The sequence below is a fragment of the Caulobacter sp. GW821-FHT10F06 genome (genome assembly GCF_058809215.1).
Genome location: NZ_JBXASK010000003.1, coordinates 1 through 26598, shown reverse-complemented (window position 1 = coordinate 26598; position 26598 = coordinate 1). Strand labels below are relative to the sequence as shown.

At 67.7% G+C, this 26598-nt stretch carries 20 protein-coding genes; 7 read left to right on the top strand and 13 right to left on the bottom strand.

Annotated features, from left to right (window positions below):
- Positions 1–72: 72 nt before the first annotated feature.
- From AC1RUS_RS06425 to AC1RUS_RS06390, 8 genes are all read right to left on the bottom strand, one after another.
- Positions 73–363, bottom strand: a complete 291-nt coding sequence (locus tag AC1RUS_RS06425; RefSeq protein ID WP_492914210.1) for a hypothetical protein — start codon at positions 361–363, stop codon at positions 73–75.
- A complete protein-coding gene (locus AC1RUS_RS06420; protein WP_492914208.1) occupies positions 360–878 on the bottom strand; it encodes an RNA polymerase sigma factor in 519 nt (172 codons plus the stop codon). Before AC1RUS_RS06420 ends, AC1RUS_RS06425 begins: the two co-directional genes overlap by 4 nt.
- Entirely contained in the window at positions 878–1309 is a 432-nt protein-coding gene (locus AC1RUS_RS06415; RefSeq protein ID WP_492914206.1) for a hypothetical protein, read from the bottom strand. The genes AC1RUS_RS06420 and AC1RUS_RS06415 overlap by 1 nt, the downstream gene beginning before the upstream one ends.
- Positions 1310–1333: 24 nt before the next feature.
- Positions 1334–1513, bottom strand: coding sequence for a hypothetical protein (locus AC1RUS_RS06410; protein WP_492914204.1), 180 nt, complete (start codon positions 1511–1513; stop codon positions 1334–1336).
- Positions 1514–1558: 45 nt separating this feature from the next.
- Positions 1559–2227: an HAD hydrolase-like protein gene (locus tag AC1RUS_RS06405; RefSeq protein WP_492914202.1), complete on the bottom strand. Its 669-nt coding sequence runs from the start codon at positions 2225–2227 to the stop codon at positions 1559–1561.
- 118 nt (positions 2228–2345) lie between these two features.
- The gene (locus AC1RUS_RS06400; RefSeq protein ID WP_492914200.1) at positions 2346–2702 is read right to left on the bottom strand and encodes an ArsC family reductase; all 357 of its coding nucleotides are present in this window, start codon (positions 2700–2702) and stop codon (positions 2346–2348) included.
- A 60-nt stretch (positions 2703–2762) separates the two neighbouring features.
- Positions 2763–3335 (bottom strand): 2'-5' RNA ligase family protein, encoded by a 573-nt coding sequence (locus AC1RUS_RS06395; RefSeq protein ID WP_492914198.1) that lies wholly within the window; start codon positions 3333–3335, stop codon positions 2763–2765.
- A gap of 3 nt (positions 3336–3338) precedes the next feature.
- Complete coding sequence (locus AC1RUS_RS06390) at positions 3339–3677, bottom strand: DUF8776 family protein (RefSeq protein ID WP_492914196.1); 339 nt, start codon at positions 3675–3677, stop codon at positions 3339–3341.
- 347 nt (positions 3678–4024) lie between these two features.
- Here AC1RUS_RS06390 and AC1RUS_RS06385 point away from each other — a divergent pair, with 347 nt between their 5' ends.
- The 7 genes from AC1RUS_RS06385 to AC1RUS_RS06355 all read left to right on the top strand — a co-directional run bounded on the left by AC1RUS_RS06385 (position 4025) and on the right by AC1RUS_RS06355 (position 18055).
- Positions 4025–5302 (top strand): MdtA/MuxA family multidrug efflux RND transporter periplasmic adaptor subunit, encoded by a 1278-nt coding sequence (locus AC1RUS_RS06385; protein ID WP_492914193.1) that lies wholly within the window; start codon positions 4025–4027, stop codon positions 5300–5302.
- Between the two features lie 9 nt (positions 5303–5311).
- Entirely contained in the window at positions 5312–8440 is a 3129-nt protein-coding gene (locus tag AC1RUS_RS06380) for a multidrug efflux RND transporter permease subunit (RefSeq protein WP_492914191.1), read from the top strand.
- Positions 8437–11655 carry an efflux RND transporter permease subunit gene (locus AC1RUS_RS06375; protein ID WP_492914189.1) on the top strand — a complete coding sequence of 1073 codons (3219 nt, stop codon included), beginning with the start codon at positions 8437–8439 and terminating at the stop codon, positions 11653–11655. The genes AC1RUS_RS06380 and AC1RUS_RS06375 overlap by 4 nt, the downstream gene beginning before the upstream one ends.
- A complete protein-coding gene (locus AC1RUS_RS06370; RefSeq protein ID WP_492914187.1) occupies positions 11655–13049 on the top strand; it encodes an efflux transporter outer membrane subunit in 1395 nt (464 codons plus the stop codon). The genes AC1RUS_RS06375 and AC1RUS_RS06370 overlap by 1 nt, the downstream gene beginning before the upstream one ends.
- Positions 13050–13150: 101 nt before the next feature.
- Complete coding sequence (locus tag AC1RUS_RS06365) at positions 13151–13522, top strand: response regulator (RefSeq protein WP_492914185.1); 372 nt, start codon at positions 13151–13153, stop codon at positions 13520–13522.
- A 120-nt stretch (positions 13523–13642) separates the two neighbouring features.
- Complete coding sequence (locus AC1RUS_RS06360; RefSeq protein ID WP_492914183.1) at positions 13643–17638, top strand: PAS domain-containing protein; 3996 nt, start codon at positions 13643–13645, stop codon at positions 17636–17638.
- Positions 17639–17647: 9 nt separating this feature from the next.
- Complete coding sequence (locus AC1RUS_RS06355; RefSeq protein ID WP_492914181.1) at positions 17648–18055, top strand: response regulator transcription factor; 408 nt, start codon at positions 17648–17650, stop codon at positions 18053–18055.
- On the opposite strand, the gene AC1RUS_RS06350 is transcribed toward AC1RUS_RS06355, so the two are convergent.
- The 5 genes from AC1RUS_RS06350 to AC1RUS_RS06330 form a co-directional block, all read right to left on the bottom strand.
- Positions 18052–19311 carry a histidine-type phosphatase gene (locus AC1RUS_RS06350; RefSeq protein WP_492914178.1) on the bottom strand — a complete coding sequence of 420 codons (1260 nt, stop codon included), beginning with the start codon at positions 19309–19311 and terminating at the stop codon, positions 18052–18054. The two genes, AC1RUS_RS06355 and AC1RUS_RS06350, sit on opposite strands and share 4 nt — an antisense overlap.
- A gap of 5 nt (positions 19312–19316) precedes the next feature.
- Positions 19317–20435, bottom strand: coding sequence for an acyltransferase family protein (locus tag AC1RUS_RS06345; RefSeq protein ID WP_492914177.1), 1119 nt, complete (start codon positions 20433–20435; stop codon positions 19317–19319).
- Positions 20436–20442: 7 nt separating this feature from the next.
- Positions 20443–22746 (bottom strand): alpha-N-acetylglucosaminidase, encoded by a 2304-nt coding sequence (locus AC1RUS_RS06340; protein WP_492914175.1) that lies wholly within the window; start codon positions 22744–22746, stop codon positions 20443–20445.
- 146 nt (positions 22747–22892) lie between these two features.
- Positions 22893–25577: a TonB-dependent receptor gene (locus AC1RUS_RS06335; protein WP_492914173.1), complete on the bottom strand. Its 2685-nt coding sequence runs from the start codon at positions 25575–25577 to the stop codon at positions 22893–22895.
- Between the two features lie 482 nt (positions 25578–26059).
- A partial coding sequence (locus AC1RUS_RS06330) for a PTS sugar transporter subunit IIB (RefSeq protein ID WP_492914171.1) occupies positions 26060–26598 on the bottom strand: 539 nt, incomplete at its 5' end.

The following is a 26598-nucleotide window of genomic DNA, read 5'->3' as shown; positions in this document are numbered from 1 at the left end:
CGCCGCCTTCTGATGATAAGAGGCGCCGGAGACCTTGTTTGGAGGCGCCCGCCCGGATGAAACTTTCGTAAGCTAGTCCCGCTGCAGCAACCGGGCCCCGGCCGCCGCCACGCACAAGGTAAAGGCCAGGATGCCCGCGACTGGCAGCAGTGTCGGCGCCAGGGTCTCGACGGCTAGGTTCAGCACCGGCGAGCAAGCCCACAGCACCACCGCCAGGGTCAGGGCTCCGGCGCCGATGGCCAGCACCCGGTCGAGGAAGGCGCGGCGCTCGACCGCCTCCATCACCTCGGCCACGAAGACGTCGGCCACGGCCGGCGCAGGGGTCTCGCCCAGAAAGGCGCTCAAGCGATCGTCGGGCGTCATGACGGTTCTCCCAGAACGGCGAGCAGTCTCTCACGACCACGCGTCACATGCGACTTAACAGTGCCCAGCGGCAGGCCCAGGGCGTCGGCGGCCTCGGCGTGGGACCAGGACTGGCCCAGGCACAGGGTCACGCAGGCGCGCTGGTCTTCGGGCAAGGCGGCCAGGGCGGTCTCCAGGGCCATGCGATCCTCTCCGGCGACCTGGCCCGGGGCTTCCTGAGCCTCCTGGCCGCGCCATTCCTCATCACGGCGCGCCGAGCGCGACGCGGCGCGGCGATGGTCCAGGGCCTTGCGCCAGGCGATGCCATAGAGCCAGGCGCGAAAGCCGTCGTCGGCGCGAAGCCGTCCCAGGCTGGTCCAGGCCGCCACGAAGGCGTCCTGGGCGATGTCGTCGGCGTCGGCCAGCCAGCCGTTTTTCCGCAGGAAGCCCCGCAGGGGCTTTTCGTGCAGCGCGACCAGTCGGGAGAACGCCGCCTGGGATCCGGCCCTCGCCGCCCTTACGAGCGGCGCGTCCATCAGACCTTGGGTCCGCGGCCGAGGAACACCGAGACCAGCGACGCCAGGCTCAGCGCGCCCATCACGAAGGCCACGATGATGAAGGCCTCCCCGGCTCCGAAGAGATCGGTGTAGGTCGCATAGCTGAAGCCCGCGCAGAGCACGCCGAACAGCACCACCTGATAGGCCGGATGATCGCCGCCGTAGCGGTAGCGGCGATAGTGGCGACGACGGCGCGGACGGTCGTCGTGATCGTCGTCATCGTCGTTCCAGCGCTTGTTCAGCCGGGCCACCAGCTCGGGCGGCGGATCACGGCCGTTGGCGGCGTAGGACTTCAGCAGGTCCAGCGTATCGCGGTTGGCGCGGTAGGACAGCCAGCTCTGATAGGCGCCGAACACGAACCAGCTCAGCGGGAACAGAAGCCACCAGTACTGCTTGAACAGGTCTTCCATCGTCTTGCCCCTCGAAACCCGTGCCTAGCGGCCCACGCGCGCGATCAGTTCGGCCGGCGGCTCGCGACCGTTGCGGGCGTAGGTCGCCAGCACGTCCATGGCGTCGCGCTCGGCGCGGTAGGACAGCCAGTTGCGCCAGGCGCCGACCACGAACCAGCTCATCGGGAACATCAGCCACCAATAGGCCTGGAACAGCTCGAACATCGAAAAATCCTCGGTGCGACGCGAGCCCCTCGCGTCTTCTGAGGATTAGTCGGCGCCGACGGTCTGCTTGGATGCAGCCAGATGCGAAATAATTTCCGAGGGGTTCTCGAAGACGATCGTGGGCGCGTGCTCGACCAGGATCGCGCGCTTGGCCGCGCCCCAGGTCACCGCGCCGCTGGCCAGGCCCATGGCGCGGGCGGCCTCAATGTCGCGCGTCTCGTCGCCGATGCAGATCACCTTGTCGCGCGAAACGTGGCCCGAGGTCACCTTGCGGAACTTGCGCGCCTTGCCGAACAGCGACGCGCCGCAGGCGAACTGGCTGATCAGGGCCGAAAGGTCGGGGCCCAGCACCGCGCGGATCGTCTGCTCGCTGTTGGAGCTGACCACCGCCAGGCGCAGGCCCGCGTCGTGCAGGGCCTTCAGCATCGGAGCCGTCTCGGGGAACAGCGGGATGGAGCCGCTGTCGGCGGCCATCATCTTCTTGCCGTGCGCGGCGATCATCGGGAGCTTCCAGGGCGAGATGCCCAGATAGCGGATCACCTCGCGCGTGCTCCGCCCCCGGAGCATGTCGATCTCTTCATCCGTGACGGTCTTGAAGCCGAACCGGCGGGCCATCGGATTGACGGCGCGGATCATCCACGCGGCGCTGTCGGCCAGCGTGCCGTCGAAGTCGAAAATGACCATGTCGTACGACGGGACGGGATGGGCTCCCACGCTCTGGTTCCTGCGTTCTTCTAGTCGAGACGGACGTCCTAGGCTGAAATAGCCCGGTCCAGCTCTGTTTGTCGCTCTAAAGTCGTCCGACTCGCGATTTCGGCAAAGCCGAATGGCGCTAAGCGGCCTTTCCGAGGACGCGGGCATAGACGTCCGGCTTGAAACCGGCGGTCAGCGCGCCGTCCACGTCCAGCACCGGCCGCTTGATCATCGAGGGCTGGGTCAGCATCAGGGCGATGGCCTTGTCGGCGTCCAGGTCCTGCTTGTCGGCGTCGCTCAGCTTGCGGAAGGTCGTGCCCGAGCGGTTGATCACCGTCTCCCAGCCCAGCTCGCGGGTCCATCGCTCCAGGCTAGCGCGATCGATTCCAGAAACCTTGTAGTCGTGGAAGGCATGGGCGACGCCGTGCTCGTCGAGCCAGGTCCGCGCCTTCTTCATCGTGTCGCACGCCTTGATGCCGTAGATCGTAACGCCCAAGGTCCCCACCTCTCGCCGACTGAGCCGCGAGGGGTAGCGCCGCGCCCGGCGCGATGCAAGTCAGCCGACCAGCGGGAAGCGGGCCAGCACCTCGTGGCGGCTTTCGCCCTGGTGGCTGATGACCAGCACGAACTCCCGAACCATCCAGCGCACCGGCTCGATCGTGGCCACCTCTTCGCCGGGCTGGCCGTAGATCACCGTCATGTGCGGCGTAAACTGGCGCGGCATTTCCTTTTCCAGCTTTTCCCAGGCCAGGGCCAGGCGCACGGCCTCACGGAACGCTCTCAGGGCGTCTAGCCCCTCCTGCCCCTGCAAGACCACGTTGCCGCTGTTGAACCCGCCGATCTGGTCGAAGACCACCTCGAACGGCGCGATCCGCAGCTTGGCGATCGCGCGGGAGACGCGCTCGACGAAGCTCTCGACGCGCTCCCTGACCTCGAACTTGCCCAGCGAGATGTGCATGCGGTCCAGCGGGAACACGCTGCCGCCCAGGCGCAGGTCAGACTTGTAGGTGCGACCGCGATCCTGCGCCGCCAGCCCCGCCTCGGGAACCGGATAGATCATCAGGGCGAAGAGCTGGTTGGTCGCCGGCGTCGGCGCGTCCATCAGCCCGAAGAGATCGCCGTCGGCCATGGCCTATGCCTTTTCCAGGCTGCCCCGCAGCCGTTCGGCGACCGCGCCCAGGGTGATCGCCGACAGGGCGTCGTCAACGGCCAGCTTGTCGTCGGACGAGGCGATCAGCGACAGGCGGTGGGTGAAGTCGGTCACCGCGGTGATGTGCTGGGCCAGCAGGTCGACCATGTGCAGCTTCTGCATGGCGGCCATCTGCACCTCGGGCGGCGCCGCCTCGAGGATCTGACCCAGCGCGCCGTCCAGCTCGCCGCAGGCCTGAGCCGCGATGGCCATTTCCGCCGAAACGGCGGCGAGGATGGCGGCCACGCTCGAGCCGGCGTCGTTGTCTTGGTTCGCAGTCATCATATCCCCGGCGTGAGTCTCTGGTTTCGTTCGGAATTTGGTTACCGGGCCCACGTTGGAGCGATACCGGGCTTAATCGCAAGCCTGTTTCCCACAGGTCAGCCGATTCCGGGACCCCGAACGGGTCCGATGCAGGCCTGAACCACCGCCACGGCCACATTTTGGGTTTTGTTCGTTACCCGACGGAAACACGGCGGCAATGCGCGAGCGCCATCACGCCTTGCGAGCAAGTCCCAACGGAACTTCCAACACTCAAGCTCCGTTTGGCTTGCGCTGCCGTTTCGTCGACGTGGCTCGCCACGCTCCAAGCCTCGTCCACTCGCGTGGTCGCTCCTGCCGAGATTCCCATGACCGCAAACATCTCCGCCCCCGCCCGCCCGGTCAGCCGCACCGGACGCATCGTCGGCGGCGTGATCGCGATCCTCGCCCTGGTCGGCGTGGCGTGGCTGGCCTGGACGCTGATCCACAAGGAACCGGCTGGCGGCGCGGGCGGCTTCGGCGGCCCGGGCGGCCCCGGCGGCGGCGGCGGACGTCGCGGCCCGGCCAGCACGGTCGCGGTGGCCACGGCGACCTCGGCCGACCTGCCCGTGATCATCGAGGCCCTAGGCACCGTCACCCCCGCGGCGACGGTCACCGTGCGGCCTCAGGTGTCGGGCGTCATCACCCAGGTGCTGTTCCGCGAAGGCCAGATGGTCAAGGCCGGCCAGGTGCTGGTGCAGATCGATCCCCGTCCCTTCCAGATGGCGCTACTGCAGGCGCAAGGGAACCTGGCCCGCGACCAGGCCCAGCTGGAAAGCGCTCGCGTCACCCTGGCGCGCTACCAGACCCTGCTGACCCAGGACTCCATCGCCCGCCAGGAGGTCGACACCCAGGCCGCCACCGTCAAGCAACTGCAAGGCACGGTGATGACCGACCGCGCCGCCGTCGGCACCGCTCAGCTCAATGTCGGCTATGCTCGGGTCATCGCCCCGGTCAGCGGCCGCGTCGGCCTGCGCGTGACGGATGTCGGCAACTATATCGGCGCGGGCGACACCGCCGGCGTGGCGGTGATCACCACGGTCACGCCCATCGACGTCGAGTTCACCGTGCCCCAGGACGACGTGCCCCGCATCGGCGCGCGCGCCAACAGCGGCGCGACCCTGCCGGTGACGGCCTTGGACCGCACCCGCACCACGACGCTGGATCGCGGGACCTTCTCGACCCTCGACAACCTGGTCGACACCGGCACCGGCACGGTCAAGGCCAAGGCCCGCTTCGCCAATGCGCGCGGAACGCTGTTCCCCAGTCAGTTCGTCAATGTGCGGCTGGAGCTGGACACCGTGCGCGGCGCGATCGTGATCCCGGCCACGGCCCTGCGCCAGGGCTCCGACGGCGGCTTCGTCTGGCTGCTGAACAGCGACCAGACCGTCACCAAGCGCAAGGTCACGCCCGGCCCGTCAACCACCACCCAGGTCTCGGTGACCAGCGGCCTGAAGGTCGGCGACAAGGTCATCACCGAGGGTGGCGATCGCCTCACCGAAGGCGGCAAGGTGCAGTTGCCCGGCCAGGCGGCCAAGGGCGCCGGCAAGGGTCAGGGCAAGGGCAAGCGTCCGGAAGGCGGCCAGCAGCGTCGTCGGCCCGAATAGGCCGCACCGATGAATCCCTCGCGTCCCTTCATCGAGCGGCCGGTCGCCACGGCCCTGTTCATGGCGGCCATCGTCCTGGCCGGCCTGGTCGGTTTCCGACTGCTGCCGCTGTCGGCCCTGCCCCAGGTCGACTATCCCACCATCCAGATCCAGACCCTCTATCCGGGCGCCAGCCCCGAGGTGATGAGCCAGACGGTTACAGCGCCGCTGGAGCGCCAGCTGGGCGAGATGTCGGGCCTGTCGCGGATGAGCTCGGTCAGCACGGCCGGCGCATCCGTCATCACCCTGCAGTTCAATCTGGGCGAGACGCTCGACGTCGCCGAGCAGGAGGTCCAGGCGGCCATCAACGGGGCCAACAGCCTGCTGCCGGCCGACCTGCCCGCCCCACCGGTCTACGCCAAGGTCAATCCGGCCGACGCGCCGGTGCTGACCCTGGCCATCACCTCCGACACCCTACCCCTGACCGAGGTGCAGAACCTGGTCAACACTCGCCTGGCCCAGAAGGTCAGCCAGGTCTCGGGCGTGGGCCTGGTCTCGCTCAGCGGCGGCCAGCGTCCGGCGATCCGCATCCAGGCCGACACCCAGGCCATGGCCTCGTACGGCATCACCCTGTCGGACGTGCAGAGCGCCATCGACGCGGCCAACGCCAACAGCGCCAAGGGCAGCTTCGACGGTCCCACCCGCACCTACACCATCAACGCCAACGACCAGCTGCTGACGGTCGAAGACTATTCCAGCCTGATCGTCACCTACAAGAACCAGGCGCCGATCCGCATCCGCGACATCGCCCAGGTGGTCGACAGCGCCGAGAACACCAAGCTGGGGGCCTGGGCCAACGCCACCCCGGCGATCATCGTCAACGTCCAGCGCCAGCCGGGCGCGAACGTCATCAAGACCGTCGACGCCATCAAGGCCAAGTTGCCCGAGCTTGAGGCCAGCCTGCCCGGCAGCCTGAAGGTCGCTGTCCTGGCCGACCGCACCACCGGCATCCGCAGCTCAGTCGAGCATGTGGAGATGGAGCTGGTGCTGGCCGTGATCATGGTCGTGCTGGTGATCTTCTTCTTCCTGCACAGCCCGCGCGCCACGCTGATCGCCAGCCTGGCCGTGCCGATCTCGCTGATCGGCTCTTGCGGGGTGATGTACCTGCTGGGCTACAGCCTCAACAATCTGAGCCTGATGGCCCTGACCATCGCGACCGGCTTCGTGGTCGACGACGCCATCGTCATGATCGAGAACATCGCCCGCCATCTAGAGAAAGGCGAGAAACCGATGGAGGCCGCGCTGAAGGGCGCGCGCGAGATCGGCTTTACCATCATCTCGCTGACCATCTCGCTGATCGCGGTGCTCATCCCGCTGCTGTTCATGGGCGACGTCGTCGGACGCCTCTTCCGCGAGTTCGCCGTCAGCCTGGCCATCACCATCCTGATCTCGGCCGTGGTCTCCCTGACCCTGACGCCGATGCTGTCGGCCCGCTGGCTGAAGTCGCACGCCGACGAGAAGGAGCCGCGCGGCCTTGCCCTGAAATCCCAGCGCCTGTTTGAGAAAGTCGAGGCCAAGTACGAGCGCGGCCTGGCCTGGGTGTTGGAGCGCCAGCGCGCCACCCTGGTGGTCGCCGTCGCCACCCTGGCCCTGACCGCCCTGCTCTACATCATCATCCCCAAGGGCCTGTTCCCGACCCAGGACACCGGCCAGCTGCAAGCCCGCACGGAAGTCGAGAAATCGGTCTCCTACGACCGCATGGCCACCCTGCAGCAGCAGGCCGCCGCCGCCATCCTCGAAGACCCGGCGGTCGACACCTTGAGCTCGTTCATCGGCGTCGACGGCGCCAACAATTCGATGCTCCACACCGGCCAGATGCTGATCAACCTGAAGAAGGACCGCAGCGGATCGCAGGAAAAGATCATGCAGCGGCTGCGGGCCCGTGTGGCCCAGGTGCCGGGTGTGACCCTCTACCTGCAACCGACCCAGGACCTGACCATCGACGCCGAGACGGGCCCGACACAGTATCGGCTGTCTCTGGAAGGCGCCGACACGGCCACCGTGCAGGAATGGGCCGGCAAGCTGACGGCTCAGCTGGCCAAGGTCAAAGCGGTCCGCAACATCTATTCGGACGCCAGCGCCACGGGCTCTGCGGCCTATGTCGACATCGACCGCGACACCGCCGCGCGCCTGTCGATCACCGCCTCGGACATCGACGACGCCCTCTATAGCGCCTTTGGCCAACGGATCGTCTCGACGATCTTCACCGAGACCAACCAGTACCGGGTGATCCTGGAGGCCAAGCCGGGCCTGCTGAAGGATCCGTCGTCACTGGGCCTGCTGCACTTGAAGACCGGCGGCGGCGCGCCGGCTCCGCTGTCGGCGTTCTCGACCATCAAGGAACAGACCGCGCCGCTGCAGGTGACCCACGTCGCCCAGTTCCCGGCCACCACCATCGGCTTCGACACCGCGCCCGGCGTCTCGCTGGGCAAGGCGGTCAGCCAGATCAAGCAGGCGATGGTCGACATCGACATGCCGACCTCGGTCAGCAGCACCTTCCTGGGCGCCGCGGGGGCCTATCAGAACTCGCTGTCCAACCAGCTGTGGCTGATCCTGGCGGCCGTGGTCTGCGTCTACATCGTGCTGGGCGTGCTCTATGAGAGCTACATCCACCCGCTGACCATCCTGTCGACCCTGCCGTCGGCCGGCGTCGGCGCGCTGCTGGCGCTGTGGATCACCGGCAACGACCTGGGCGTGATCGGCATCATCGGGATCATCCTGCTGATCGGCATCGTCAAGAAGAACGCGATCATGATGATCGACTTCGCGATCAGCGCCGAACGCGACGAAGGCAAGTCACCTCAGGACGCGATCTTCCAGGCCGCCATCCTGCGCTTCCGCCCGATCCTGATGACCACCCTGGCGGCCCTGTTCGCCGCCGTGCCGCTGATGCTGAGCTTCGGCGACGGGGCCGAGCTGCGCCGCCCGCTGGGCATCGCCATCTTCGGCGGCCTGCTGGTCAGCCAGCTGCTGACCATGTTCACGACCCCCGTCGTCTACCTGGCCTTCGACCGCCTGGCCCCGTCCCGCAAGCGCGAGCGCGACCAGAACCTCGACCCCGACCGCGTGACCGACCCGATCCCGGGGGCGCCGTCTTGAACCTTTCGGCGCCCTTCATCCGGCGGCCGGTCGCCACCGTCCTGCTGACCGTCGGCCTGGCCATGGCCGGGATCGCGGCCTTCTTCGTGCTGCCGGTCTCGCCCCTGCCGCAGGTGGACTATCCGACCATCTCGGTGTCGGCCAGTCTGTCTGGCGCCAGCCCCGAGGTGATGGCCTCCAGCGTCGCCACGCCGCTGGAGCGCCGGCTGGGCGTGATCTCGGGCGTCACCGAAATGACCTCGCAGAGCTCGAACGGCTCGACGCGGGTGACCCTGCAGTTCGACCTCAACCGCAAGATCGACGGCGCGGCCCGCGAGGTCCAGGCCGCCATCAACGCCGCGCGCGGCGACCTGCCCTCGACGCTGAAGAGCAATCCCAGTTACCGCAAGGCCAACCCGTCGGACTCGCCGGTGATCATCCTGGCCCTGACCTCGGACACCAAGACGCCGGGCCAGATCTACGACGCCGTCTCCAACGTGGTGGCCCAGCGCCTGTCGCAGGTGAAGGGCGTCGGCGACGTCGAGATCGGCGGCGGCTCGCTGCCGGCGGTGCGGATCTCGATCAACCCGTTCCTGCTCAACAAGTACGGCGTCAGTCTTGAGGACGTCCGCGCGGCCATCCAGTCGGCAAACGCCAACCGCCCCAAGGGCGCGGTCGAGGGCGATGGCCGCCGGTTCCAGGTCTATACCAGCAGCGGCGGACGCAAGGCGGCCGACTATGCCGGCCTGTTGGTCGCCTGGCGCGGCGACGCGGGCGTCAAGCTGTCGGACGTCGCCAGCGTCACCGACAGCGTCGCCGACACCCGCACCCTGGGCCTCTTCAACGGCAAGCCCGCCATCATCGTGCTGCTGACCCGCCAGCCGGGCGCCAACATCATCGAAACGGTCGACAGCGTCCGCGCCACCCTTCCCGAACTGCGCGCCCAGCTGCCCGGCGACATCAAGGTGCAGGTGGCGTCCGACAGCACCAACTCGATACGCGCCTCGCTGAAGGAGATCGAGGTCACCCTGCTGATCTCGATCATCCTGGTCGTGCTGGTGGTCAGCGCCTTCCTGCGCAGCGCCCGCGCCACCTTCATCCCGGCGGCGGCGACCATCGTCTCGCTGCTGGGCACGTTCGGGGTGATGTACCTGCTGGGGTTCTCGCTCAACAACCTCAGCCTGATGGCCATCACCGTAGCGACCGGCTTCGTGGTCGACGACGCCATCGTGGTGCTGGAGAACACCCAGCGCCACATCGAGCAGGGCATGGACCGCTTCAAGGCCGCCACATTGGGGGCCAAGGAAGTCGGCTTCACCGTGCTGTCGATCAGCATCTCGCTGGTCGCGGTCTTCATCCCGCTGCTGTTCATGGGCGGCCAGGTGGGACGCCTGTTCCGCGAGTTCGCCGTCACCCTGTCGGCGGCGGTGATGATCTCGCTGGTGATCTCCCTGACCACCACGCCGATGATGTGCGCCTACATGCTGCGGCCGCGCCCTGAAGGCTTCCAGGAAGGCCGCATCGCGCGGTTCTTCGAATGGGCCTTCGACCGCGTCCATCGCACTTATGAGCGCAGCCTGGACTGGGCGCTGAGCGCCAAGCCGATCGTCATCGTGATCCTGTTCGCGGTAATGGCGATGACCGCATGGCTCTATATCGCCGTGCCAAAGGGCTTCTTCCCGCAGACCGACAACGGCCAGCTGATGGCCGGCATCCGGGCCGACGAGAGCGTCTCGTTCCAGGCCATGCAGCAGAAGTTGCGGGCCGTGGTCGAGATCATCCGCAAGGATCCCGCCGTCGACACCGTTGTCGGCTTCACCGGCGGGGCGCGAGCCGGCGGCGGCTTCATGTTCGTCAATCTCAAGCCGGTCGGGCAGCGCAAGGAAAAGAGCGCCGCCGTCATCGCCCGCCTGCGGCCCAAGCTGCAGAAGGTGACCGGCGTCAGCATCTTCCTCAATCCGGTGCAGGATCTGCGGATGGGCGGACGGTCCAGCAACTCGACCTACCAGTACACTCTGACCAGCGACTCCAGCGCCGACCTCAAGACCTGGGCCGCCAAGCTGGGCGAGGCGATGAAGACCCACACCGACGTCATGAGCGACGTCGACTCCGACCAGTCGGAGAACGGGGTCGAGACCCTGGTGACCATCGACCGCGACAGCGCCTCGCGCCTGGGCGTCACGCCCCGCGCCGTCGACAACACGCTGTACGACGCCTTCGGCCAGCGCCAGGTCGCGACCATCTATGAGGACGTCAATCAGTACGCCGTGATCATGGAATGGGCCAAGCCGTTCGCCCAGGGCCCAGAGGCGCTGAGCGACATCTATGTGCCCTCCAGCAACAGCGGCTCGACGACGACCAGCACGGACACCTCGACCACGTCGAGCTCCGGCGCGACCAGCGTCAATCCGGGCCTGCGCGACGCCTCGACCGGCGCGGCGCTGAACACCGCGGCCACGCCGATGGTGCCGTTGAGCGCGATCGCCAGCGTTTCCCAGAACGCCACGCCGACCTCGATCAACCACCAGAACGCCGAGCTGGCGACCACCGTGTCGTTCAACCTTCCGGAGGGCGTGTCGCTCAGCCAGGCCCAGGCGGCGATCAAGCAGGCCGAGGCCGACATCGGCATGCCGACCAGCGTGCGCGGCAGCTTCCAGGGCAGCGCCCGCAGCTATTCGGAACAGATGAAGCAGCAGCCGCTGCTGATCGGCGCGGCGATCATCGCCATCTACATCGTGCTGGGCATCCTCTACGAGAGCTACGTCCACCCGGTGACGGTGCTGTCCACCCTGCCCGCCGCCGGCGTCGGCGCGGTGCTGGCCCTGCTGATGTTCGGCATGGAATTCTCGATCATCGCCCTGATCGGCGTCTTCCTGCTGCTGGGCATCGTCAAGAAGAACGCCATCCTGATCATCGACTTCGCGCTGGAGGCCCAGCGCAGTCGCGGGCTGACGGCGCTGGAAGCGGTGCGCGAGGCCAGCCTGCTGCGCTTCCGGCCGATCCTGATGACCACCCTGGCCGCCGCGCTGGGAGCCCTGCCCCTGGCCATCGGCTTTGGCGAAGGCGCCGAACTGCGTCGCCCGCTGGGCATCGCCATCATCGGCGGCCTGATCGCCAGCCAGCTGCTGACCCTGATCACCACCCCGGTCGTCTATGTCTATCTCGACCGCCTGAGGGGCAAGGCGCGCGACGAGCGCCACCTGACCCACACCCCCGCCGCGCCGGAGCCCGCCTGATGTCCCTCCTCACCCGCCTGGCCTGCGCCGCGTCGCTGATCGCCCTGTCGGCCTGCTCTGTCGGTCCCGCCTATGAGCGCCCGACCGTCGCGACCACCGCCGCCAGCTTCAAGGCTCTGGACGGCTGGAAAACCGCCGCCCCGTCCGATCATCTGGATCGCGGCGACTGGTGGACCCTGTTCGGCGATCCGCAGCTGGACGCCCTGGCCGGCCGCATCAACATCTCCAACCAGACCGTCGCCGCCGCCGAGGCCGCCTATCGCCAGGCCCGCGCCTTGGTGCGGGAGCAGCGCTCGGCGCTGTTCCCCACCGTCGACCTGTCAGGCTCGGCGACCAAGACCGGCGGCGGCTCGGGCTCCAATTCGCGCGGCGAGAGCTATCAGGTCGGCATCGGCGCCAGCTGGGAGCCGGACCTGTGGGGCCGCATCCGCTCGGGCGTCAGCAGCGCCAAGGCCGGGGCCCAGGCCAGCGCCGCCGACCTGGCCGGCGCCCAGCTGTCGGCCCAGGGCGAACTGGCCGTGAACTATCTGGGCCTGCGCCAGAGCGACGCCGAGATCGCTCTGGTCTCATCGACCGTCGAGGGCTATCGCCGCACGCTGGAGATCACCCAGAACCGCTATGCGGCCGGGATCTCGCCGAAGTCCGACGTGCTGCAGGCGCAAAGCCAGCTGGCCAACGCCCAATCCAGTCTCGCCGGGCTCGAGCAGACGCGGGCGACCTACGAGAACGCCATCGCCGTACTGGTCGGCGAGTCGCCCAGCGCCTTCCGCATCGCCGCCGATCCCAGTTGGACCGCCAGGCTGCCGGACGTGCCGGTTGGCGTGCCCTCGGCCCTGCTGGAGCGCCGCCCCGACATCGCCGCCGCCGAGCGGCGCGTCGCCGCCGCCAACGCCGAGATCGGCGTGGCCCGCGCCGCCTTCTTCCCGACCCTGTCGCTCAGCGGCTCGGGCCAGAGCAACGCCACGCGCCTGGGCGACCTGTTCTCGGCCTCCGCCAATACCTGGTCGCTGGGCCTGTCGGCGGCCCAGACCCTGTTCGACGCCGGGGCCCGCAAGTCCCAGGTCGAGCAGGCCCGCGCCAGCTACGACGGCACGGTGGCCGACTATCGCCAGACGGTGCTGACCGCCTTCCAGGACGTCGAGAACCAGCTGACCGCCACCCGGGTGCTGGAACGCCAATACGCCTTGCTGCAGACCGCCTCGACCGCCGCTGACCAGACCGAGCAGATGCTGCTCAACCAGTACAAGGCCGGCCAGGTCCCCTACACCGACGTGGTCACGGCCCAGGCCTCGGCCCTGTCGGCGCGGCGTTCGCTGCTGCAGGCGGCCATCTCGCGCCGCACCACGGCAGTGGCGCTGATCCAGGCGCTGGGCGGCGGCTGGACCGCGTCGTGACGCGATATTGTGCGCTGCAAAACCTGGAGTAGGCCCCGCGTTGTCTTTCGCTCACGTTGATGGCGAAGTGCGACACGTGACGTCATGACCGGAAGCTCTCATTGATCCAGGCCAAGCTGATCTACGCGATCGACGACGACGGCCTGGTTCGGACGTTCCTTGAGCACGCTCTGGCGCCGGGCGGCTATGTCGTCGAATGCTTCGGCGAGGCCGAGGCGATGATCACGGCCGCCCAGCGCCGATCGCCGACGCTGTTCCTGATCGACATCCGCATGCCCGACACCAGCGGCGAGGAACTTGTGCGGATGCTGCGTTCACTGCCCGACTGCGAGGAAACCCCGATCCTAGTCATGACCGGCTCGGGCCGCCTGGATCGTGTTTCGGCCGCGCTGCAGGCCGGCGCGCAGGGCTTCCTGCTCAAGCCCTTCTCTCCGGAACAGGCCCTCAGCGCCATCAATCGCTGGGCCAGCTGACCTCTACCTCAACTTGATCGAACGCCGATCGCTCATCGCGACATTGTGCCACATGGCGCGATCGCCATCGTTTACGCGTCCTTTCCAGGAAACCCGCCTTCTGTCGGCATGAGTTTTCCGATGACAGCGTTGCGAGTCCGCAAGCCCCTGGGCCTGAGCCCAAAAGCGGCGATCATCTTCGCAACGGTCTTCGTGCTGGCGATCGGCTGCGTGCTGGTTCCGCGCTCCGTGGGCCGCGTGTCGCCGATCTGGTTCGCCAACGCCGCCGTCCTCTGCTTCTACCTGCGCTCGCCAGCACGCCAGTGGCCCATCATCGCCAGCGCGGGCTTCGCGGCCAACGTCTTGGCCAACCTGCTGATCGGCGACAAGCTCAGCGTCGGCCTGACCCTGGCGACGGTCAACGTCCTGGAAATCCTGGCCTGTGCGTTGCTGATCCGCCGCGTGGTCGGACCGCGTTTCGACATCAGCCGCACAGCCCATCTGATGCAGTTCGCCATGGCGGCGGCAGCCAGCGCGGGCGGCGCGTCCATCCTGGCCTCTTCGGGTCTGGACCTGTTCAACGGCGACGAAGTGCTGCCCAGCCTGACCGTGTGGATCTTCGCCCACATCCTGGGCTTCCTGACCCTGACGCCTTGCCTGTTGCTGCTCACCGAACCGCGCGGCGCTGACGAGCCGAAGTTCAGGCAGCACGGTTGGACCTTGCTGGTGTTGTGCGCCGTGGTCTGCGTCACCTTCGGCCAGTCGCGCTATCCGCTGCTGTTCCTGGTGCCGCCTGCGCTGATGCTGGTGACCTGGCGGCTGGAGTTGTTCGGCGCGGCCATGGGTGTGCTGATCACAGCCCTGCTGGGCATCGCCTTCAGCCTCAGCGGCCACGGTCCCATCGGTTTGATCCACGGTGATCCGTCCGAGCGCATCATCGTGCTGCAGACCTTCCTGGCCGTATCGATCCTGGCCAGCCTGCCGGTCGCCAATCAGCGCGCCACCGCCCGCAAGCTGCAAGCCTCGCTGGCCGGAGCCCTCCGCGCGGCCGAGAGCGAAGCGCTGAAGCTGGAGACCGCCACCACCGTGGCCAAGCTGGGCCACTGGACGCTGGACATCCCCACGGGCGCCTTCACCTGGTCGCGCCAGATGTACGAGATCTTCGGCGTCGATCCGGCCGCCGACACTGATCTCTCGGCCGCCATGGCCAGGGTCCATCCGGACGACGCGCCCGAATGCCAGCGGCTGGTCGACCGCGCCATCAACCATGGCGAGGACTACTCCCAGGAGCAAATCCGCATCTTCCGCGCCACGGGCGAGATGCGCCTGACCGGCGGCCATGTGATGTGCCAGCGCGACGAGACCGGCGCGGTCGTAGCCCTGTTCGGCACCTTGACCGATCATACCGACGCCAAGCTGGCCGAGATGCAGCGGACCCACCTGGAAAGCCGCTACGCCGAGATCGCCGCCAAGGCGTCCGACATCGTCCTGCGTCTCGATCCGGATGGCGTCTGCCTCTCGGTCAATCCGGCCTGCAAGTCGACCCTCGGCTACGCCCCGCGGGAGATGGAGGGCCGCACCCTCGGCTGGCTGATCCATCCCGACGACTACGCCCTGATCCACGGCGCGTTGGTCAGCCTCCGCCAGGGCGAGACCATCGACAGCCGCCTGCTCTATCGCGCCCGCCACAAGGACGGCCGCTGGATCTGGCTGGAATCCCAGCCTCAAGGCGTCCGCGCCCCACTCGACGGCGCGCTGCTGGAGACCTCGGACGTCATTCGCGACGTCACCGAGCGGATGGAGCACGAGGCCGCGCTGACCGCCGCCCAGCAGACTGCCGAGGCCGCCGAGCGCGCCGCCCTGCTGGCCAACACCCTGATGCGGTCGGCCGAGAAGATGGCCCACATGGGCTACATGACCTTCGACATCGAGACCCAGGCCATGACCTGGTCGGACGAGATCTGGACCATCCTCGACCTGGACCCGGAAGAGCACGAGCCGGACTACGACCTGATGCTGTCGCGCCGCCATCCCGAAGACCACAAGCAGGTCCGCGACGCGTATGAGCACGCCCTGGAGCGTGGCGCGGAGGTGTTCGACACCAGCTATCGTCTGCTGCTGCCCGGCGACCAGGTGCGCCACATCATGCTGCGCGGCCACATCCGCTGGCAGGCCGGCAAGGCGGTCAGCGCCTTCAGCGTGCTGGTCGACGTCACCGACCTGAAGGTCGCCGAGGACGCCGCCCGCGAAAGCGACCGCCGCTACAAGCTGATGGCCCACAACGCCACGGACGTCATCGTCACCAGCGACCTGCAGGGCCTGATCACCTTCGTCTCGCCGGCCATCGAGACGCTCGCCGGGTACGAGGTCGAGAGCCTGATGGGCCTGAAGGCTTCCAGCTTCGCCCACGCCGAGGACCAGCCGGCCATGGAGGCGACCTTCCACGCGCTGTTCCGGGGCGAGCCCGCCCGGCGCGTGCGTTGGCGGGGCAAGCACAGGACCGAGGATCGCTGGCTGTGGCTGGAGTCCAGCCCCGCACTTCTGCGCGGCCCGACCGGCCAGCCCACCGGGTATCTGGACGTTGTGCGCGACGTCACAGCCCAGAAGGAACAGGAAGACGCCCTGGCCAAGGCGCGTCTCGACGCCGAGATCGCCATGCGCTCCAAGGCCGACTTCCTGGCCAATATGAGCCACGAGCTGCGCACGCCGCTCAACAGCATCATCGGCTTCTCGCGCCTGCTGACCGAGCAGTCGGGCCTGCAGGACGAGGACCGCCGCCGCGTCGCCCTGGTGCATAACGCCGGCCAGGCCCTGCACGCGGTGATCGACAACGTGCTGGACTTCTCCAAGCTCGAAGCCGCCGCGCTGGAGCTGAACGCCGCGCCCTTCGACGTCACCGCCTTCGTCGGGCAGACCGTGGCGATGCTCGAGCCGCAGGCCGCCGCCAAGGACATCTCGCTGCGCGCCCTGCTGCCGACCTCGGCCCCGTCGATGGTGATCGGCGATGTCGGCCGCTTGCGCCAGGTGCTGCTGAACCTGCTGTCCAACGCGGTGAAGTTCACGTCGCGCGGCGGCGTGACCGCCCAACTGCGCTGCGACCTCGTCGAGCCGGGCGCGATCCGCATCCGTATCGAGGTTTCCGACACCGGGACCGGCATCGCCGCCGACAAGATCAACGGTCTCTTCAACCGCTTCGCCCAGGCCGACGCCTCGACCTCGACCAACTATGGCGGCACGGGCCTGGGCCTGGCGATCTCCAAGCAGCTGATCGAACTGATGGGCGGCCGGATCGGCGTGGCCAGCGCCCTGGGCAAGGGCTCGACCTTCTGGTTCGAGATGTCCCTGCCGATCGCGGCGCGCCAGACCATCGCCGCCACGCCCGCCGAAAAGGCCGAGGGCTTCGCCGGCAAGCGCGTGCTGGTGGTCGACGACGTCGAGCTCAATCGAGAACTGATGATGGCCCTGCTGTCCAACCAGGGCTGCACGGTGAGCCTGGCCTGCAACGGCGCCGAGGCGGTCGAGCGGATCGCCGCCGAGCCGTTCGACCTGGTCCTGATGGACTGCCAGATGCCGGTGATGGACGGCTTCGCCGCCACCCGGGAGATCCGCGCCTCGGGCCAGTCCTATGCCAACCTGCCGATCGTGGCCCTGACCGCCAGCGCCACGGTCGAGCACCTGGCGCGCTGCGATGCGGCGGGCATGGACGCCCACCTGACCAAGCCCCTCAACCCCGGCGCCCTGGAAGCCGTGCTCAAGCGCTATCTGAGCCTGGCCGACAACGCGCCCGCCGTCGAGACGGAGGAGGATGCGGCCCAACGGCGCCAAGCATTGGAAGACCAGTTCGGCGCAAACGCGGTCATCAGTCTCCTGAAGGCGCTGCAAGGCCAGTTGGCCGCCAAGCTGCATACCGACGGCGACCGCGCGCGAACACGTGAAGACGCCCATGCTCTGTGCGGCGGTGTCGGCATGTTAGGCTATATCGCGCTTTCGGAGGCTTGCCGCGAACTGGAGCAGGTGATCGAAGACGGTCAGGACCATGGTCCCGCCCTGGCCCGCGCCCTGGCGCTGAAGGCTGCGGCGGCCAACGACGCGCAGGCCTGGCTGGCCGAGCTGACGCGGGATCAACGAGTAGCGTAGGAAACGACCATGGCGGCGACTATTCTCGTGATCGACGACGATCCGCTGATCCGCCAGATCGCCGATCTCGTCCTGACCCAGGCCGGCTATGTCGTGGCCAGCGCCGGCACCGGTGAATCCGGCCTGAAGATGGTCGAGCACACCCGCGCCCAGCTCGTCCTGCTCGATATCCTGATGCCCGACATGTCCGGCTTGAACGTCCTGCAGGTCCTGCGCCGCAATCGCCGCTCGAAGGTGCCAGTGATGATGCTGACCTCGCGCGGCGACATCGACACCGTCAAGGCCGCCCTCGCCGCCGGCGCCGACGGCTACATGGTCAAGCCGTTCAAGCCGGCCGACCTGCTGCGCCGGGTCGAGGCGGCCCTAGCCGCGGAGAAGCCGACGCCGCCGCCGTCGGACGCATTCATGCTCGACTAGTCGAGGCGCGCCTTCACGATCGCCTGGAAACGATCCAGGGGGCAGTCGAAGGACGGCCCGGCCTCGCTGCATCCCGGGATGAAGATTGGCGAGGCCGCCGGCGGCGCGGCGAGGCTCAGGGGCGTCTTGCCGCGCAGTTGGGCCAGGGTCTGGGTGGTGTAGCGGGCCCGGATCACGACGCTTCCGTCGGCCCGTCGCCAACGTTCGAACACCAGGGCTCCGCCCGGCGCGATCTGGTTGGGCTGATAGCCTGGCGTTGCCCACTCCAGACCCAGCAGCCCTCCCAGCGTCGCCAGCGTGCCGTCATGGCCGACGATCACCACGACCTTCGAGCCGGGCTCGCCGATCGCCAGCGGTTCGCCCGACGGCGCCAGCGTCGCCGCCAACCTTTGCGCCAGCCAGCCGCTGACGGTGCGCGCCACATACGGCGTGCGCAGGCGCAGGTCGAATTCGGCCTGATGCAGCGCGAAGACCTTCAGCAGCGCCGCCTCGTCGAGGCCCATCCAGCCCTGGGCCGCGAAGTCCTGGCCGTCGGCCCAGGCCATCAGCAGGCTTTCGGTGACGCCCGACGCGAAGGCCTCGGGTCCTTCGATCCCAACCGTCTCGTCGCCGTCGACGAAAGCGGGCTTGGCGTCGAAGATCCGCCGCTTGCCCGCTGGAGTCTTGGCCAGGCACGGTTGCGAGCCACACTGCAGCAGCAGGCTGTCCAGGCTCTCGATGGCGTCCCGGTGGCCGGCGCTCCAGGCTGTGAGGTCGCCGCCGACCCGGCCGGCCACCGCGGCGCGGGCCAGGGCGAGGTCGGGCTTGACCACGCCGGCCTTGACCGGCTCGAACAGCGGATCGGCTTGCCCTTCGCCCACCGTATGCACGGCGCTGGCGCAACCCGGCGACAGGCCCTCGGACAGCCCCTTGGCCGTAGCGATGGTGCGCTGAGTGACGTTGGCCCAGTAATAGACCGCTCCGCAGTCTGCGCCCGTCAGCAAACCTGCGGAGGCGTAGAGCTGGCGATAATAGGTTCCGAACAAGGTCGTCAGCACAGCGCCGTTGTTCGTCAGATGCCCCGGCGGAACCGAGAAGCGCGGCCACGGTCGCGCCGAGGTCTCGCCTAGCCGCTCGGGCGTCGACATGGCGGCGCGCACGCCGTGGCGGCTGAGGATCACCACCTTCTCGAGGCGCTCGCCGGGCGCTCTTGCCATGGCGGGCGCGACAGTCAGCGCGGCGAGTACGAGGGCGATGAGAAAAGCGGCGATACGCATGGCGGCTAGAGCTTCACCACGATTCCACGACGATCCATGACATAGCCCAGCAGCCAGCAGACCAGCATGTAGGCGACGGCGCACAGCAGCGAACCCAACGCGCCGGGAACAGCCGCCTGGAACACCGCCTTGCCGACCCACTCATAGAGATCGACGCCCGGCGCGACCTCGAACTGGCGCAGCGAGATCACGAACAGCTCGGAGAACAGGTAGATCACCAGCGGATTGAGCCCGAACACCTGGAAGAACCGAGTGGCCGGATTGGGCGCGCGGCCTTCGAGAACAGCGGTCAGGGCGGCCAAAACCATCAGGTCTATGCCAACGGTCAGCAGCACGAAGCTGCTGGTCCACAGCTTCTTGGCGATCGGGAACAGCGGGCTCCAGGCCAAGCCAGCCACCGCCAGGGCGACACCGACCAGCGCCATTCGGAGGATCGCTCGCCGGCGCTCCGGCGCGTCCTTCAGGAACCGCGCTGCCAGATAGCCGGCCAGCACGTTGACCGTCGCCGGCAGCGTCCCCAGCAGTCCCTCGGGATCGAAGCCGCCGTCCTTGCGATAGAGATGGCTCTTGCCGACCACCAGCAGGTCCAGGCGCGTACCGGCGTTGCCCAGCTTGGACAGCGGCGCGGCGGGATCGCTCAGGCCCAGCAGGATCCCCCAGTAGCCGACCAGCAGCACGACGCAGAGCGCCACGAGCTTCAGCGGCGACAGATAACGCGCCGCGAAGGCGGCCAGGGCGTAGCACAGCGCGATCCGCTGCAGCACGCCCATCACCCGGGTGTCGCCGAACGGGATCAGGCTCCAGGCCCCATCCACCTTCCGGACGAACGGGTACCAGTACATCAGGAAGCCCAGCAGGAAGATCAGCGCCGCGCGCCGCAGCACCTTGGCCGCGAACGGACCGTGGGCGATCGGCCGCGAGAAGGCGAAAGCCATCGAGCAGCCCACCGCGAACAGGAACGACGGAAACACCACGTCGGCGGCGGTGAAGCCTAACCACTTGGCGTGGACCAGCCAGGGATACGGCTCCGCGCCGGGTCCCGCCGTGTTGACGATGATCATCAGGCAGACGGTCAGCCCCCGGAACACGTCCAGGGACAGGAAACGGGAGGTCGGCTTGTCCATGTCGGTCCTAAGCCCGGTCGATGCGGGCGAGAAGGGCTTGGGTGGCCGCCACCGGATCGGCCGGACGCTCGCGGCGATAGACGGTGTTGCGATCGACCCAGGCATGTTCCCAGGTGATGAGGTCGCGCACCACGACGGCCTCGTCGAACCGCCCCGTTCCCGCCGCTCGCAAGGCGTCCAGGAACCGCGACCAGCGCGGCAGGTAGAAGTCGCGATAGAGGCCCTGCCAGGCCTTGGAGGCGTAGTCGTTGAGGTTGCCCTCCCCGCCCCAAAACGTCACCTGGGCCTTGGCGTTCAGGATATAGGCGCGGGCGTCGTCGGGCGTGTCGCCATAGGCGCGCGCATCGTCGATCCAGGTGGCCAGGGTCTCGGGCTGAACGCCGAGCAGGCCGTCGATCGCCAGGGCCAGGTCCTGGATCCGCTGGCGGGCCTGGTCACCGGCCGCTAGGTCCCCGCGCCGATAGGCGGTCACGGCCGCCTGCAGCGAGAGGTCGATCTCCTCGCTGGCCAGGTGGCGCGCGGAGTCGACCAGATCGATGACGAACAGGGGCTGTCCGGCGAGCTGCGGGCCCAACTTGATCAGGGCGCGGACCGCCTTGGCCAGCTTGGCGCGGTCGCCAGGATGGCCCGGGAAGTCGGGGATCGTCGCCGTCGGGCGCTTGAAGAACAGATAGGCCCCCGCCTTGCTCTTCCACCAGCGCGAGGTCCAGTAACGGGTCGTGTAGGCCGCCTCGACCAGATGGCCCAGCGCCGCGTCCAGTTCGGGCGAGGTCCGGCCGTAACGCGACCTGGCGTAGGTCGAGAGCCAGGCCGGCAGCGACGCCTCGCCCGCGTTCCAGGCCAAGTCGTAGGTCGCCTCGTAGACGATCGAGTTGCTGTGCAGCCCCTCGGGGAACATGCCGAAACCGGCCAGGGCCTTGGTGTCCGGATTGGCGGTCAGGGCGGCGATGTCGCGGCGATAATAGTCGAGGTCGCCATAGACCGGATTGCTGGCCCCATAGTTGTGCACATAGCCGTAAATCCACGGCTTGCCGCCGAACGCCTGGGCGTTGCGCCAGGTGTTGGGATAGCGGTCGTTGCCGATGTCCAGGATCATCAGCCGGTCGTCGGGAACCTGGCTGAGATAGGCGGCGATGGACGCCGGGTCCCAGAAATGCTGGTCGGCCCCGAACAGCCAGCCCTGCATCACCCACACAGCGTCCGGCTGGCTCCGGCGAATGGAATCGTAGATCGCCTTGCCATAGGCCGCCAGGCGCTTGGTCTTCAGCGCCGGATCGACCTCGACCTTGCCCTTGGTCGCCGCTGTATTGGCTGTGCCGTCGCCATAGACGGCGGCGCGGGCGTCGGCTCCGTCGGCGGCGATGGGCGGCAGCATCTCGTTGAAGGAGTCGGCGAGATAGTAGGTCCCCGCTCCATAGGTCTTGGTGTAGAGCGCCACGAACCACGCGGCCAGCTTGGCGAACAGCGGATCGGCCGGGTCCAGCCAGTAGGTCTCGTGGAAGCCCTCCCACGGCCGCATGCGGTAGATCTTGGCCTCGGGGTGTTTGAGCGCGAAGGCCTTTGGCACATAGCCGCCGAAGGCCGGCAGGATCGGGGTCATGCCCAGCTCGCGCATGCGGCCCAGGATCTTGCGCTGCAGGTCCTTCTTCTTGTCGATCCAGGCGGCGGGCAGCGGGGCGCGATAGCCCTCGATATTGCCCATGCGCTGCCAGGGGGTGAAGGCCGGCCCGGAGAAGTAGTCGGCCAGCTCGGGCTCGGACAGCCCCGCCTCGCGCCACAGGTCCCGCCAGACATGTTCCTGGCCTTCCATGGCCAGCGGCATGTCGATCCCATGGACCGCCATCCAGTCGATCTCGCGGCTCCACCGCGACCAATCCCACCACGGCGTGGTGTAACCGTAGGTGCAGGTGTTGAGATAGGCGCGGTGCGCGAACGGGCTCTCCACCCGGCCGCTGGCGAAATCGGCTGGCCGCGCGGGAAAGGCCACGCGGTCGCCTTCCCAGCTGACATGGGCCGCGCCGGTCTGGCGCAGCCAGGCATAGACGCCGCGCGCCAGGGCCACGGGCGTGTCGCCGCGCGCCGAGACGGTCCCGCCCCGGCTCTCGACCGCATACCAGGGCTTGGCGCCGGTGGAAGGCTCCAGGCTCAGCGCGACGCGGCCCGCGCGCTCGCCGAACAGCCGGGTCAGCACCCCGCGCGCGGCCGTCGCTCCCGCCGTCTTCCCGGCGGCCAGAACAGGCTTGGCAAGGCCCAGAAGACCGGCGGCGGCGGCGCTCGACAGGGCCTGACGGCGGGAAACGGACGTGAACATGGTCGCCTGGCCTTGAACCTAAAAAGGACGCTGGGGCCGGAGAACAGCCGCCAGCGCCTGAAGTGAAGGGCCCCGCTCGCCTTGCAGGTACGAGCGGGGCCGTGAACGTCCGACCTCCGGGGAGGACAAGGTCGGAGTTCGGACGGTTACATCTTGTACTGGAACGACAGGTAGTAGCTGGGACCGGTGGCCGAGCTCATCTGCCAGCGGCTCTTGTCGATCAGATAGGCCTTCTCCTCGGCGTCGTTGATGTTCATCGCCGCGAAGGACAGGCTGAGCTTCTCGTTGATGTTGTAGCCGAGGTTCAGGTCGAACTGGGTGCGCGAGGCGACCGTGTGGCCCAGAGGACCGGCAAAGAAGCTCTCCACCGAGGTCTGGTCGTAGGCGCTGCGGTAGTTGGCCGACAGACGCGCGCTGAACGTCTTGTTCTCCCAATAGACCGTGCCGTTGGCGGTGTGCTCGGAGAGGTTGGCCAGCTTGAAGCCGGTGACCGACTTGGCCGGATTGACGTGGGTGTAGTTGGCGATGAAGCCGAAGCCCGCGATCGGCAGCCAGGCGTCCAGCGACTGTTGCCAGTTCAGCTCGTAGCCGTGGATGTCGACGGTGCGCGCGTCGTTGAAGCTCTGGGTGATCGAGTAAGTGTCGCCGGCGCCGGAGACGCAGACGCCGCTCGCGTCCTTGGACAGCGACACGGTCTCGTAGGAGCTCGGGCACAGCACCGAGGTGTAGGTGCCGTTCTTGACCTTCTTCGAGAAGAAGCCGCCCGACAGGCCGTTGCCCTCGCCGTAGTACCATTCCAGGCTGACGTCGATCTGGTTGGCCGTCATCGGATCCAGCGAGCCCTGGCCGATGGCGATCGTATAGACCTTGTGGCCCGTGGTGTCGGTCGTGCTGGTCGACGTCGTGGCCAGCTGGTTGTTGGAGTCGATGATCGGACGCACCAGCACCTTGGCGGCGGCGAAGCGCAGCAGCAGGTTGTCGGTCAGGTCGACGCTGAGGTTCGCCGACGGCAGGACGTTGTCGTACGACTTCTTGGTCGTGTAGGTGCCCGCCACCAGCTTGACCTCGGTGTTGAGCGGGTTGGCCGCGCCGCCGACATAGCCGTCGACGGTCTGATCGGTGCTCTCGCGCCGTACGCCCACATTGCCGCGGAAGGTGCGCGACAGCAGTTCGCCCTTCAGGTTGGCCATGGCGTAGAACGAGGTCAGGTCACGCTCGACCCGGAAGGTGCCGGCCGGATCAAAGGCTTCGTAGACGGTGACGCCCTGGGCCTTCAGCGCGGCGCGATAGGCGTCGAGGTTCGGCGACACCCAGCTGGCCGGCAGGGTCATGGCGCCGTCCAGGAAGTTGCTGACGGTGATGCCGGTGGCGGCCATGGTCGGCGAGTACGAGGCCGGGATCGAGTTCTGGCCGTCGCGGCGCACGACATAGCGCTTGAGCACCTCGTGCCGGATCTTGCCGCCGGCCTGGATGGACTCCAGGAAGCCGAGGTCCAGATAGCGCTTGGCGTCGAACTGACCGGCGTCCTCGTAGGAGTCGATCGTGCGATAGGCGCCGTTCGGATAGGTGTTCCGGATCAGCGTCGCCGGATTATACTGCGTCGCGTCGGTCAGCGCCGTCGACGTCGTGAAGACGATGTTCTTCGGGTTGCTGATGTCCAGGGTCGCGGTCGGGATGTTGACGCCGAGGATCGCCGCCTCTTCGTTGAAGATCGCGTGGCCGCGCGAATAGTGGGCGACGCCCTTGAAGTCCCAGTTCTCCAGGCCCGTGTAGTGCACGTTGGTCGTGAAGGCGCCGGTCGACTGCGGACGGGTCTCGTGCTGGTGATTGTTCTCCAGGCGGAAGTTGTTGATCTGCACCTTGGTGGCGGTGTTGTTCGCCGAGGCCAGGGTCACCACGTTCGACGCCGAGGGCGTGGTGAACAGGAAGACCTGCTGGTGCAGTTCCTGGGTGGTGTTGTCCTTGGCGTAGGTGGCGATCGCGTCGATCTGCAGGTCGGCGGTCGGCTTGAACTGGATCGCGCCGTTGACCATCGAGCGCTTGGTCTCGCGGTCGATGCGGCGATAGCGCAGGCGCGCCGGGGTATAGGCGCCGTTGGCGACGGTCCAGCGGTCCATCCACAGATAGTCGCCGCGGTCCTTCAGCTCCTGGTAGCCGCCGCCCAGGAAGACGCCAAGCTTGCCGTCGAAGAAGTGGTCGACATAGGTCAGGCCGGCCTTGCCGGTGGGGCTGCCGCCGACCAGATCCTGCCGCTGCAGCTTGCCGGCCAGGATGATCTGGCGGCCCTTCACGTCGAACGGATGGACGGTGTCGATATTGACCGTGCCGGCCAGGCCGCCGGCGTCCATGTCGGCGGTCGGCGACTTGTAGACCTGGATGCCCGAGGCCAGTTCGGTCTGGATGACGTCGTAGCGGAAGCCGTCGGTAAAATTCGAGCTCTTGAACGCCTGGCCGTTGACGGTGGTCAGCGCGTACTGCGGGCCCAGGCCCCGGATGCTGATCGTCGAGCCGCGACCGTTGATGTTGGAAATCTGGACGCCAGGAATGCGCTGGATGGCTTCGGCGATGTTTTCCGACGGGAACTTGCCGATGTCCTCGGACGAGATGCCGTCCGAAACCCGGATGTCCTTGCGCTTGACGTCGAGGGCGGTGGCCAGGCTCTTGCGGAAGGCCGTGACGATCACCTCGTCCATGGCGTCGGGTTCGGACGACGCGGCGGGCGCGGTCTGGGCCGAAGCGACGCCGGCCAGGCAGGCGCCCGCCAGCAAGGTCAGCACGAATGCCTTTCGCCGGCCGGCGGAGCCGGAAACAGCGCGCGTATGACGCATCATGATGTTATCCCCTCAAGTCATGTGACGCGCCGACCGCGCCGTTTTCGGACGCCGCGTCCCGGCGGCGTCCTGAGCAGACCATTTAGAGACCTATATGATACCGCTCCCGGCAAGCTATGCGGGCTGATGTCCTGAGGGTCAAAGACTGCAACCCGTTATTTTGCTTCTATTTTGATGACGATTGAGACATAGGCGCCAGTGCTTCCGGGCTATTTGCCATCCAAGGCGCGCCGAAATCACATTCTTCTTTATATTCAGCAATTTAAATGCAAACGACGCCATAATCGAACGTCGGTATACAATACCAATTTAGTGCCTTTTTTACGACCATTCTCGCCGGGGTTCCGAGGGCGCCACATCTCCGACGATAGCGGCCACACGTCACCCGGCCTGAAACATGAAAAAGCCGCCCCCGCCAGGCGATCAAACCCGGCGAAGGCGGCTCGAAGTCCGGAATCATTGGGCCCGAAGCGGGCCGCTGCTCAGCCCTTGAGCGCCTGCATCGCCACAGCCATGGCCTCGGCGTTGGGGCCGAGGACGACGTGGAGGGTGTGTTGTCCGATGCGGGCGACACCTCTCGCGCCGAGGGCCTTGAGGGCGGGCTCGTCGATGGCGTTGGGGTCGAGGACGACCAGGCGCAGACGGCTGGTGCAGCTGGAGAGGGTCTCGATGTTGCGCGCGCCGCCGAGGGCGTCGACCAGGCGCTGGGCCTGGGCGGTGTCGCCGGCCGCGGCGGGCTGGACCGCGCTGGGTTGAACGGGCGCTGCGGCGACCGCGACCACGGCCGCCCCTCCCCCACTGGCAATGACCGCGCGGATCTCGCTGGCGACCTGGTCGGCGATGGGGCCCAGGACCACCTGCAGGGCGCGGTCTGACGGCCGCACGACGCCGCGCGCACCGAGCGCCTTCAGGCGGGGCTCGTCGATGGGGGCTGCGCCGGTGACGACCAGCCGCAGGCGGGTGGTGCAAGCATCGACGCTGGCGAGATTGGCCGCGCCGCCCAGGGCGATCAGGAAGTCCT

Coding starts and splice junctions, on each gene's coding strand:
- AC1RUS_RS06425 (WP_492914210.1), bottom strand. CDS start 363: ATGACGCCCGACGATCGCTTGAGCGCCTTTCTGGGCGAGACCCCTGCG.
- AC1RUS_RS06420 (WP_492914208.1), bottom strand. CDS start 878: ATGGACGCGCCGCTCGTAAGGGCGGCGAGGGCCGGATCCCAGGCGGCG.
- AC1RUS_RS06415 (WP_492914206.1), bottom strand. CDS start 1,309: ATGGAAGACCTGTTCAAGCAGTACTGGTGGCTTCTGTTCCCGCTGAGC.
- AC1RUS_RS06410 (WP_492914204.1), bottom strand. CDS start 1,513: ATGTTCGAGCTGTTCCAGGCCTATTGGTGGCTGATGTTCCCGATGAGC.
- AC1RUS_RS06395 (WP_492914198.1), bottom strand. CDS start 3,335: ATGGCCGACGGCGATCTCTTCGGGCTGATGGACGCGCCGACGCCGGCG.
- AC1RUS_RS06390 (WP_492914196.1), bottom strand. CDS start 3,677: ATGACTGCGAACCAAGACAACGACGCCGGCTCGAGCGTGGCCGCCATC.
- AC1RUS_RS06385 (WP_492914193.1), top strand. CDS start 4,025: ATGACCGCAAACATCTCCGCCCCCGCCCGCCCGGTCAGCCGCACCGGA.
- AC1RUS_RS06380 (WP_492914191.1), top strand. CDS start 5,312: ATGAATCCCTCGCGTCCCTTCATCGAGCGGCCGGTCGCCACGGCCCTG.
- AC1RUS_RS06370 (WP_492914187.1), top strand. CDS start 11,655: ATGTCCCTCCTCACCCGCCTGGCCTGCGCCGCGTCGCTGATCGCCCTG.
- AC1RUS_RS06360 (WP_492914183.1), top strand. CDS start 13,643: ATGACAGCGTTGCGAGTCCGCAAGCCCCTGGGCCTGAGCCCAAAAGCG.
- AC1RUS_RS06355 (WP_492914181.1), top strand. CDS start 17,648: ATGGCGGCGACTATTCTCGTGATCGACGACGATCCGCTGATCCGCCAG.
- AC1RUS_RS06350 (WP_492914178.1), bottom strand. CDS start 19,311: ATGCGTATCGCCGCTTTTCTCATCGCCCTCGTACTCGCCGCGCTGACT.
- AC1RUS_RS06345 (WP_492914177.1), bottom strand. CDS start 20,435: ATGGACAAGCCGACCTCCCGTTTCCTGTCCCTGGACGTGTTCCGGGGG.
- AC1RUS_RS06340 (WP_492914175.1), bottom strand. CDS start 22,746: ATGTTCACGTCCGTTTCCCGCCGTCAGGCCCTGTCGAGCGCCGCCGCC.
- AC1RUS_RS06335 (WP_492914173.1), bottom strand. CDS start 25,577: ATGATGCGTCATACGCGCGCTGTTTCCGGCTCCGCCGGCCGGCGAAAG.